This is a genomic window from Deltaproteobacteria bacterium, from assembly GCA_019308995.1.
Classification (GTDB): domain Bacteria; phylum Desulfobacterota; class Desulfarculia; order Adiutricales; family JAFDHD01; genus JAFDHD01.
Genome location: JAFDHD010000108.1, coordinates 1 through 10,735, shown reverse-complemented (window position 1 = coordinate 10,735; position 10,735 = coordinate 1). Strand labels below are relative to the sequence as shown.

Sequence of the window (10,735 nt, the reverse complement as noted above, 5' to 3'; positions counted from 1 at the left end):
CAAGCTAGACTTCTTGTGCCTTCGGCACTCAGACAACTTTACAAAGTTGTCTGAGCCACCCGCCAGTGCGGAGTTGAGGCAAGCATAGGTTTTAGGGTGAAAATTACCAAAATTGAATTCAATCAATTGATGGAAGAAGTTGATAAAGACCTTCAAGAAGAAGGTGTCGAGATACATGCTCGACCACTTCATGCGGTTAGGAAGGTGGTAGAGAGGCTTGGGATTGCTGATCCTGTGCCTCTTACTCTTGGCATCCCTAACAAAGAAGATTTTCGCCCTGAAGTATTATACTCCCAAATACATAACTGGTATGAAAGAAGGTATGGCAAACGACTTCAAATACACATGGGACCAGGATCAATTGCCATTCTTATTCGAGGGGAGGCATGGGAGATCGAGTTGCCTCCTATTTTTGGCTCTGTAAAATTGGTCTGCGATCCTTGCATTGAACGATACAGGGATTTACCCCGTATGGGCAGAAGCGGTGCGATTCCTGTTTACAACGTTCTCCTTGCAATAAAGAATCTCTCAGAAGATCTTGCACGGTCTTTATCAGTCCGAGAGCAGGAGTACATTTTTAAGCACTTTCGTCATGGGCTTAATGCATTGCAAACTCTGTTGAGATTTGTGCAAGGACCGTTTATTAGGGAAGCCCTTATTGATCTTGAAAGTGCAGTTAACAACCTGGTTGACAAGCACCCACATTATGGCGTTTCCAAATGGTCTTCTTTGCAATTCACTGAGAAAATAATCAAGTCAAAACTCCAGCAACACCAAATTATTTTTCCAACCACTCATAGGTTGTCGAGGTTGGCTGGTTTATACAACGAAAAGTCACTAGGGGAAATTGATCTGGGTCTCCTCAACAAAATCCAATGTTCCGCAGGAGTCAGATATGGAGAAGAAGAGGTAAGCTTGACTGAGGCAATAGAAGCCCATCATTCGTCAATTAAGGTTCTGCGTGCATTATTTCCGATGGATTCATTTAAATTCAAGTTCTAACAATTCATTCGAGCCAACGCAATAAATCGCTTGGCGGGTGGCACAGACAACTTGATAAAGTTGTCTGTGTTGCAAGCGATAGCGCAGCAACAAGAATTCTTGTTCAGTGATGTGGTTAAATTACTGTTAAGTAATTCGAAGCAAGGCTAGCTTAAATTTGAAGATTGGCTTTATGGTTCTGCAAGATAGTATGTGTTAAAAAAGTGTGGGGGTGAGAATCAGGCATTCAAGCTAGACTTCTTGTGCCTTCGGCACTCAGACAACTTTACAAAGTTGTCTGAGCCACCCGCCGTGTAAGGTGTGTAAGCCTTAAGACTTTGCTGGACGAGGAGGAATTCTAAAATGACTGATAATTCATCACATGAAAATCAGATAGAGGAAATAGACTATCGTATCCCTTCATTTTTAGAACCATCCTTACATGAAACCGCAGTGCTTTCTTGGTTGTTCTATTGGTGGCTGTCTGATTTGAAAAAAATGATAATCAAAGAGGAAGAGCTATTCAATAAATTATTAGATAAACCAGAGTTGCTGTCTGTAAAACCTTATCTATTTAGTACTCAAGAACATAGAATAGAAATTGTAAAGAATTTCCTTCCCCGGTATTTAAGCTACACGTTCGTTACTGCGTTATGGGCTAACATGGAATCTGCTATAAAAAGAACAGCTGATTACCTAAAAAAGAAAAAAGAAGTAGAGGTAAAGTTCAATCAGATTCAGGGAACAGTACTTGAGAAAGCCAAAATATATTATGGTTACATTCTTCATTTTTCACTCTATAGTGATGAAGACTATTACGGTGAGGTTTTTGATAAATTCTATAAAGTTAGGAATGCTATTGCTCATGGCAATGGTTTAATTGAAAATCTAAGAGATTCTGGTACGGAAAAAGATATCAAGGAAATCGAAGGAATTGAGATTCAAGATGGTAGAATTAACCTTACAATACCGTACTTGAACCAAATATTTAATTATACCAACCTGTTCTTACAAGACCTGCGGAGACGGTTACTTAAAGAATACCCGGAAGAATAGCAATAGTATCTGACGCTGATCTTATAAGGAGCGTAAACCGTGAAATTCTGGGAATCCATCTTCAATCAGCTTAAGGCAGAGGGCTGAAGTTTGGGATATGGGCAGATATTTGAGGTACCATGCGGCGGGTGGCCCCGACAAATTTGTCGGGGTCGCGAAGCGACAAGAGGGTTGATCAGGGCAGGCTGGTCGGATATGATGAACCCATGAAAAAACGGCTTATCCATCCTGAACGGCTGGGCAAGCCATGACCCTGAAGGTCATGCGCATTTCATTACGTTTTCCTGGTGCAAGAGACGCCGCCTTCTGGACGAACCACGATCCAGGCATTTTGTGGTTAGCGTATTAGCCTCACAGCTGTTAAAACAAAACGGGCCCTGCCTTGGTTTTCGGGGAGCTAGTCTAAGTATATCAGGCTTGTTTGCTGGCCGCGTCATTTGTTCGTGTTTAGAATGTAAAGACCTTAGAATCCATGGAGAGTTCAATAAGCTTGGGTGCGCCTGCAAACTGTGCAGTTTCTACGATATCGTTTTCGCCAACCTGGCGGTTTTTTGCACAAGGGATTCAGACATAGATGGGTACTTTATTTTCAAGTAAGTATGAAAAATACGTACCTGCCTCATCCCCGGTTGGGGCCTTTACATAATCAGTCATCCCCGGTTTGGCCAAGAGTACGGCGTCATCGGTTAAGAAGATGTTCACTTCATTGCCATTTTCCTTGGCCACCTTTGCTAATTGGAATGTCCGAGTTACACGAGTCGGATCTTCCAAGCCACGTGTGAGAACAAATAGAAACTGTCCCATAGCAAGCCTCCTTTTCATCCTTTGTAAATTATCTTAACTTTTTCCTTATTTAAGGTTCAAGACCTTTCCGTGTCAAGATATAAAAATTGATTTCCTCAGTTTCACTATTATTTTGTGGGGCTGAGAAGGCGGCAACATTTGCTGCCATTAAAAATCATTGACACTCGGGCTTCAAAATTTTGGGCGGGTAAAAATAAAAAGGGAGTTTTCCGGCACTATAAAAAGGAAGGCCCTGAAAGAGAAAGCCGGGGGTTTAGCTTTGCTTAAAAGCCCTGTCGGAGCCTTTTCCTTGGCCCGGGCCTTAAGGTTCCGGGCTAGCGCCTGGGCATAATGAGATTTTTTCTTAGGGAAAATCATACTTTTGCCTGATTGACTTTAAATATATTCATTGGATATGCTGGAAGTCTGTTAGGATTTTAATCAAAATCAAAAATGAAATCAGCACGGGGCGAATCTCTAGCCTTACAAGTTGTATTAATGGGGCCAGAAAATGGGACTTATATCTGAAATTCTGTTGCCAGACAAGAAAACAACAAGGATAAGAATAATAGGTAATGCAGTTTTTGCTTGCTTCTTCGCTTATGGTGTATTTACCAATAAGAGTGTTTACGCCGTAGTTCTTATGGCATGCTGCGTTATACCTCTAACAATTGATTTGTTTCGATTAAGAAAATTTAAGACCGGAGAGGTTAATTTCTCAGTCCGAGAAATCAAAAAATAGTTATAGCTTACTGGTATATTGGTGGTCTTATAACTAAACTTCAAAAGTAAAGAACGTCCCCCATCCTAGTTTTTTGGGGGTGCGACAAAGGACATGATCACCGCGGATGCGCCAAGCATGACCGCGAAGAGAATAAAGGCAGGTATATAGCTCCCGGTGCTGTCATAGATCCAGCCGGCCGCGACAGGGCCCAAGACTCCAACAGGCACGTTGAAAGCCCGGGAGACACCGGCGATGGTGCCAAAGGCCTTCCGGCCGAAGTACCGCGCTCTGAGCACCGGAGTCAGGGTCATGGCTGCTCCCATGCCGATACCATACAGAATAAAGAAACCATACAGCGCGCTCATGCTCTGCTGATAGAAGAGGAAAAGGGTAACACCGGTACATTGCAGGAAGTATGCCCCTGCCATCAAAAAGCGTATTGTGGGCGTGCTCACCCGGTCCGCGACAACGCCGCTGACAAACCTTGCCGGGAGACTGGCGGTGATATAGATTGACATGGTCCCAGCGGCCACAAGGGGGTCCAGACCCCTGTCGGTCAGAAAAGGGATGCAGTGTATGCTCATGACAGGGTAAAGCGCGCCGTGGAACATGTACGACACTACCAGCAGCCAGAAAGCGCGGGTTTTCATAGCCTGCCTGGCAGTGAATTCCATTTCGCCGGCTTCGGCGGCATACTCAACCCCGGCCTGCACAGCCTCGGCAGTGTCATCCGCTTTAATAGAAGCGCCGTCAGGCAGCAGTCCATAGTACTCCGGGCGGTGCGGTTTGATGAAAAACCAGACCAGAGGCAGCCCGACGACCCACATGACCACGCCGCCGATGACACAGGCCGTGCGCCAGCCGTAAGTAATGGTGAGCCAGGCCACGATGGGAAGTCCGATCACCCCGGAAAGACCGGAGAAGACCCACTTGATGCTCAGAGCCATGCCTCTCTTCTTGACAAACCAGTTGGTAATGGCTACGTCCAGAGGCACACTCAAGCTGATATTAATACCGGTGGCGCAGATAACCGACCAGACCAGATAAAACGTCCAGAGCGAGTGTACGGCGTACATCAAGATCATACCGAGGCCTGCCATAAAAATGCCCAGGAAGACGCTAATCCTCGGACCGTACCGGTCGGATAAATACCCTACTAACGGGGCCTCCAGGCCGCCTTCGAATCTTGTTATTGACGCGGCCACTGACGTCGCTGTCCGGCTGAAACCCAGCTCCTCGGATATGGGCTTGAACAACGCTGAAAATCCATAGGAATGATAGCCGTATCCCCAGATGCACAGCAGGCCGCCGGCGATGGTTATCCACCAGCCGAAGAACACCTTTCGCGGATCAATCAGCAAACGTTTTAGTTTAAGACGGGTCATCCCGGTTAAGCGCTTCAGTTTAATCTTCAATATCTTTTCAGACCCAGCAGAATCTCTTTCTCATCCATTGTCAATGCGGCTAAACACATTAACCAGAAGCGTTTTGACCGGTTGTGGAGTGGTAAAGCGGCAGAAACGACTCCAGGTGTGTTCGGCTTACAGGCATCAATTTATCTCTTGATCAGGGCCAAGCCTGGATTGCGAACAATCGGTTAAGTATCATAGATAAACGAATCAAGCAACTTCTCATGCAAGACGTCTCATGCAAGGCGCAGGCTTTAAAGGAGGAATACAGAGGCATCAGGCCTGTGAGTAAACTTGAAAGAAAAGTTGCAATTTGCCTTGATGATCAATTATGTTTTGAGACCAAGGTAATAAAACTTAAACGATAATTTCGGTAGTGCATTTAACAGAGAAAGGCGGTCTGAGCGATGTCAAGCCTGCTGCACAAGCTTATGACCTCCAAACCGACACCCAGAGTAAACAAGCTCAGAGATACCTATCTGAGCGCCAAACCCAGCATCAGGATTGATGTTGACCGCATTATTGCCAGGGTCATGAAGGAAACAGAAAGAGCCCCGATGGTCCTGCGCCGGGCCGGGTCTTTTGCGGCCGTGGTCAGAGAAATACCGATTAATATCTTCCCTGATGAACTCTTTGTCGGCTGGATCGCCTGTCTCCCCCCTTTTAAAAAAGGGGGAGTTTTCTCACTGCCCATGACGCGGTCTCCCACTGGAAATATTTTTTCCTTTGTCCTCCCCTTTACTAAAGGGGGTTAGGGGGGATTTTTAGAGTGAATGGCAAAAATACGTTTCAATTGAAAACCTAAGGATTGCTTCGTGGCTAACGCTCCAATGACGAGTTGTTTTGAAAATAACGGAAAGTCCATTTAAATTATTACCATTATTTACGAGACACCACACTGGCTTTCTTTAAATATGAAGAGCAGAGAATTTTTGAAAAAATTTGACTTTTAAAAGGGAATTTAGGAGCATGGTTCAGTCTGATTCAAAAACGGAAGGGGAAACAAAAGATGAGTGTCTTGGTTGAAACACAGTATGGCACATTAGAAGGGATTCAGAATGAAGGCCTTCAGGTATTTAAAGGCATCCCCTATGCGCAGCCGCCTGTGGGGAAGCTGCGCTTCTGTGCGCCGCTCCGGCCAGCCGGCTGGGAAGGGGTGCGGGAGGCCAAAGAGTTCAGCGCCTCAGCCATTCAAGGCACGTCTCCTGTGCCAGGTGTGGCGGCTGAAGGCCCTTTAAGTGAAGACTGCCTCTATCTGAACGTCTATACACCTCGGGCGGACGATGCCCGACGCCCGGTCATGTTCTGGATTCACGGTGGCGGATTCACTTTAGGTTCAGCAGCCTTACCGCTGTATAACGGCGGTTTCCTGGCTGAACGGGGCGACGTGGTCGTGGTGACCATCAATTACCGATTAGGCGCTCTGGGGTATCTTTTTTTAGGCAGTCACGGCGGCCGGGACTGGGGCGCTTCGGCTAACTGCGGCCAGCTGGACCAGATAGCAGCGCTTGAATGGGCGCACGACAATATCGCCTTTTTCGGCGGAGACCCGAATAATGTGACCATCTTCGGTGAGTCCGCCGGGGCCGTGGCCGTGGTCACTCTCATGGCCATACCGCAGGCCAAAGGCTTGTTTCACAAGGTCATCGCTCAAAGCGGCGCGGCCGATGGAGTTCAAACGCCTGAGCAGGCCGCCGGTCTCACCAAAGCATTCCTGGCTGACCTGGGCGTTGATCCTGAAAATACTCAAAAACTGCAAGAAGTCTCGGCCGAGGACATCTTAAAGGCTCAACCCGGGGAGGCCATTGACTGGACAAAACCGGCCCAGGCCCGGGCCCGGTTGTTTCCGGTAGTGGATGGTGAAACCCTGCCTCGTCATCCGCGGGAAGCCGTCAAGGAGGGAGAGGCGAAAGGCATACCCCTGATGGCGGGCACGAACCGGGATGAAATGAAGCTCTTTAAAGACCATAAAAACGTGAAGCCCATTTCGGATGAAGAACTCGAACAGATCGCTCAAACACTGCGTCCCCCGGGCGCCCTGGCGAGCGCTGCCGACATGGTTGCGGTTTACAAACGCTCAAGAGCCGCGCACCGGCTTCCAATAGACAACGTGGATATTTGCGACGCCATGGTCAGCGACGTCAGGTTCCGCATTCCCTGTACCCGGCTGGCGGAAGCTCACGGCGACGCCTATCTTTACCTGTTCACCTGGGAATCCCCGGCCATGCGCGGCGCCCTGGGCGCCTGTCACGCCCTGGAGCTGCCTTTTGTTTTTGGCACGCTGCACCATCCCATGCAGGAGCGTTTTGCCGGTACGGGTCCTGAGGCCGTGCGGTTGTCTGATCAGATGATGGACGCCTGGATCGCCTTTGCCAGTTCTGGCAATCCGAATCATGAGGGACTGGGCAGTTGGGAACCTTATGACACCAGCCAGCGGGCGAGCATGCTGTTTGGAAAAGAGTCTGCGTGTACTGATGCGCCTCTTGACGAGGAACGAGCCGCCTGGGATTTGGATAAATAAGTCAGCTCAAATTGAAATGAGGACCCCATGAAGATTATTTTTCATGAGGATTTCTACCAGGTTTACACGTTTGATCCCGCGGCTGCTGAAGGACGAATGGAAGCCGTGGTGGAGGTGATTAAACCTGTGGCCGAGTTCGTGGCCGCTCAGCCCGCGTCTGAAGATGATATCGCAGCCGTGCATACAACGGCCCATGTGGACGGGGTGCGGCGTCTGGGCCTTTATCCAATTTCCGCCCTGGCCGCAGGAGGCGCTATCCAGGCCGCCACGCTTGGCTTGACCGAGCCTGCCTTTGGACTTATCCGCCCGCCCGGGCATCACGCCTCTGCGGACTCATCCTGGGGCTTTTGCTATTTTAACAACATGGCCGTCGCCCTGGAGCACCTCAAACGAAAAGAAAAAATCCAGACCGCGTACGTGCTGGATATTGATCTGCACTTCGGGGATGGCACGGTCAATATCTTAAGAGATAGAAGTTTTGCCTTTGTCCACAATGTCGAGGCCCACGGTCGGGAGGCCTATCTGGATGAGATCACCGAGGCCATGGAGCGCTGTCAGGCAGACCTGATTGGAATCTCGGCAGGGTTCGACAACCATGAGGAGGATTGGGGCGGACTGTTAAGAACAGCGGACTACCTGGAGATCGGCCGCAAGGTTCGAGTCGCAGCGAGGCGCTGTGGCGGGGGATGCTTCGCCCTCCTGGAAGGAGGTTATAACCACCAGGTGCTGGGGCTAAGCGTCATGGCCCTGATTGAAGGATTATCAGAGATCTAAAAAGGATATTTTAAAAATCCCCCCAACCCCCCTTTAAAAAAGGGGGGAGTTACATGGAGTTGCTCTTTCTTCACAATGTTGGTGGGTGCATATAGCTTCTGCTTTTCCGCTGAGCCATCATTACCGGGCAGTGTTTGGGTATGGGTAATGACCGGCTTTTTACTTGATCCAAAGGGATGTGAGGAATTATTATGCTCGAAAATCTGATATTGATTGTTTTCCGCCTAACTAATGCCTTTTTCACTCAGCGGCAGGGACAAAGGAGCGTGACCTGACATGACAAACAAAAAACATGAACTCCCAGACGTGTTTAAAGACCTGGCAAAAAATGTAATCAGACCTCCTTTGCTCTACGGGTGCGGACGTCGGGAAGACGAACTGAAAAGACCGTTCGTTGGAATCGCCAATACCTGGACCGAACTCAATCCAGGCCATGTCCACCTCGATAAGATATCGGCCAAGGTGAAGGAAGGGATTACCAAAGCAGGCCTGACGGCGTTTGAATTCAACACCATCGCTCCCTGTGACGGCATGGCCGAGGCGCACGAGGGTATGCGCTACATTCTTCCAGCCCGGGAGATTATCGCCGCATCCATAGAAATCATGGCCAAAGTGAACCTGCTGGACGGCCTGGTCCTGATTGGATCATGCGATAAAATCGTACCCGGTTTGTTAATGGCGGCGGCACGGGCTGATATCCCGGCCATTGTCATGCCCGGCGGATATGCGCTTCCGTACTGCTATACCAGTGAGGCTTTTCCAGAGGAAAAAGAATTTGCCTATCCCGAAATAGGAAAATTCGTGGCCGCCTGGCAAGGCGGAAAAATATCAGAGAAAGAACTCCAAAAGGTAGTTCAGGAGATATTTACCGGCCCCGGGGCCTGTCCGGAACTGGGCACGGCCATGACCATGCAGTGTATGGCCGAGGCCTTGGGGATGTCTTTACCTTACACGGCCATTTTGCCGGCCCTGAGCGACCAGCAGTTCTATTTTGCCTTCGAGATCGGAGAAAGGCTGAGTTACATGATCGAGAATAACATCACTCCATCAAAAATAATGACTGTTGACGCCTTTAAGAATGCGATCTCTGTTCTTTTGTCCATAGGTGGATCAACCAACGGGTTTCTTCATCTTCCCGCCATAGCCAATGAATTGAATATTGAATTACCCTTGGAGATATTCGATGAGTTGAGCGAAAAAACCCCCCAAACCTGCGCCATTAAACCGAACGGACCTCGTGCCATCAACGCCTTACAGGAAGCCGGCGGGATACCGGCGGTTATGAAAAACCTAGGCCGCTCACTGTTTCTGGATGTCATGGGCGTCAATGGGAAAAGACTCGGTGATACTCTTAAAAGTGTAAGCATTTATGATCGGGAAGTGATCAGGCCCGTGAATGATCCCATCAATCCGAACGGGGGGCTGATTGTTTTGAAAGGAAATTTATCCCCTCGCGGTTCGATTGTCAAAAAATCGGCCGTGCAAGACAAGCTGCATACGTTTAGAGGACCCGCTAAAATCTTTGAAAGCGAGGAGGCAGCCATTGGCGCCATGCTCGATCAGGAAATCGAACCGGGGCAGTGCCTGGTCATTCGATATGAAGGGCCAAGGGGCGGGCCGGGCATGCGTGAAATGGCATTTCCCGGGCACATCCTGCAGATCTTTGGATTGGGAGAAACATGTGCCATGATCACGGATGGACGGTTCAGTGGAACTAATTACGGGCTATTGGTCGGCCATATCTCTCCAGAGGCGGCCGAGGGTGGTCCTTTGGCCATTGTTCGCGATGGGGATATCATTGAAATCGACCTGCGGAAAAAAAGCCTCAACGCGGATCTTTCGGAAGGGGAAATAAGGCAAAGGCTTGCGAAATGGAAAGCGCCTGAGTCGAAATATAAAAAAGGAATTCTTTCCTGGTATTCTAAAAACGTCACCTCGGCTCATCAGGGCGCGGTCTTGAAATCAGGGGACTAGACGGAGCTTTTCCCTATATTCATTTTACTATTTTGAACTCGAAAAGGTTTTGTACGACAACTATGAAGACGTCTGGCTCTGGTGGCCGAAGACCGTCTTCGCTTACAGTAAGCTTACAGTAAGAAGGTTAAAGGGTATAATTTGGATTAAAATCCTTGCCAGGATTTGATGAAATGTCATTAAATTGGTGAAATTGTTCAGCGGGAAGGCAGAGACGGATGTCAATTAATAAAAGTGTCCATTTTCAGGTAGACAGTTACTTCAGGACACCGATTGAGTCCGTGTTTGAAAACACAACAAATCGAAATAACCTTACTGCGCCCCTTCCTGTATGTTCGAGAACATGTAGCGCAACACCAGACAACTTTGCTGTTTGGGCAGTTTAAATATTTCATGAAACAGGGCGATGGTGATATTGCAATACTTATCTTTGTAGATCCCCGGGGCCAAAGGATTTTTAAGCAGCAATATATCCTTTCCATAGGCCTTGTAGAGATTGGCGAATGCCTTTTC

9 protein-coding genes are annotated in these 10,735 nt (G+C 48.4%); 6 read left to right on the top strand and 3 right to left on the bottom strand.

Annotation, left to right across the window (positions count from 1 at the left end; genetic code table 11):
• Nucleotides 1–96: 96 nt before the first annotated feature.
• Both JRI95_14145 and JRI95_14140 read left to right on the top strand, forming a co-directional pair.
• Complete coding sequence (locus JRI95_14145) at nucleotides 97–1,002, top strand: HEPN domain-containing protein (protein MBW2062685.1); 906 nt, start codon at nucleotides 97–99, stop codon at nucleotides 1,000–1,002.
• Nucleotides 1,003–1,344: 342 nt separating this feature from the next.
• Complete coding sequence (locus tag JRI95_14140; GenBank protein MBW2062684.1) at nucleotides 1,345–2,037, top strand: hypothetical protein; 693 nt, start codon at nucleotides 1,345–1,347, stop codon at nucleotides 2,035–2,037.
• Nucleotides 2,038–2,484: 447 nt separating this feature from the next.
• Here JRI95_14140 and JRI95_14135 read toward each other — a convergent pair whose 3' ends face one another.
• Together JRI95_14135 and JRI95_14130 are read right to left on the bottom strand one after the other, a co-directional pair.
• On the bottom strand, nucleotides 2,485–2,841 hold the full coding sequence (locus JRI95_14135; GenBank protein ID MBW2062683.1) for a DsrE family protein: 357 nt from the start codon (nucleotides 2,839–2,841) through the stop codon (nucleotides 2,485–2,487).
• Nucleotides 2,842–3,627: 786 nt separating this feature from the next.
• The gene (locus JRI95_14130) at nucleotides 3,628–4,959 is read right to left on the bottom strand and encodes an MFS transporter (protein ID MBW2062682.1); all 1,332 of its coding nucleotides are present in this window, start codon (nucleotides 4,957–4,959) and stop codon (nucleotides 3,628–3,630) included.
• A gap of 401 nt (nucleotides 4,960–5,360) precedes the next feature.
• Here JRI95_14130 and JRI95_14125 point away from each other — a divergent pair, with 401 nt between their 5' ends.
• From JRI95_14125 to ilvD, 4 genes are all read left to right on the top strand, one after another.
• A complete protein-coding gene (locus JRI95_14125) occupies nucleotides 5,361–5,708 on the top strand; it encodes a hypothetical protein (GenBank protein MBW2062681.1) in 348 nt (115 codons plus the stop codon).
• Between the two features lie 254 nt (nucleotides 5,709–5,962).
• The gene (locus tag JRI95_14120; protein MBW2062680.1) at nucleotides 5,963–7,474 is read left to right on the top strand and encodes a carboxylesterase/lipase family protein; all 1,512 of its coding nucleotides are present in this window, start codon (nucleotides 5,963–5,965) and stop codon (nucleotides 7,472–7,474) included.
• A gap of 27 nt (nucleotides 7,475–7,501) precedes the next feature.
• Nucleotides 7,502–8,248 (top strand): histone deacetylase family protein, encoded by a 747-nt coding sequence (locus JRI95_14115; protein ID MBW2062679.1) that lies wholly within the window; start codon nucleotides 7,502–7,504, stop codon nucleotides 8,246–8,248.
• Between the two features lie 276 nt (nucleotides 8,249–8,524).
• Nucleotides 8,525–10,222 (top strand): dihydroxy-acid dehydratase, encoded by a 1,698-nt coding sequence (gene ilvD / locus JRI95_14110; GenBank protein MBW2062678.1) that lies wholly within the window; start codon nucleotides 8,525–8,527, stop codon nucleotides 10,220–10,222.
• A gap of 312 nt (nucleotides 10,223–10,534) precedes the next feature.
• On the opposite strand, the gene JRI95_14105 is transcribed toward ilvD, so the two are convergent.
• Nucleotides 10,535–10,735 (bottom strand): hypothetical protein (locus JRI95_14105; protein ID MBW2062677.1); only part of this gene is annotated, 201 nt, incomplete at its 5' end.

Coding starts and splice junctions, on each gene's coding strand:
- JRI95_14140 (MBW2062684.1), top strand. CDS start 1,345: ATGACTGATAATTCATCACATGAAAATCAGATAGAGGAAATAGACTAT.
- JRI95_14125 (MBW2062681.1), top strand. CDS start 5,361: ATGTCAAGCCTGCTGCACAAGCTTATGACCTCCAAACCGACACCCAGA.
- JRI95_14120 (MBW2062680.1), top strand. CDS start 5,963: ATGAGTGTCTTGGTTGAAACACAGTATGGCACATTAGAAGGGATTCAG.
- JRI95_14115 (MBW2062679.1), top strand. CDS start 7,502: ATGAAGATTATTTTTCATGAGGATTTCTACCAGGTTTACACGTTTGAT.
- ilvD (MBW2062678.1), top strand. CDS start 8,525: ATGACAAACAAAAAACATGAACTCCCAGACGTGTTTAAAGACCTGGCA.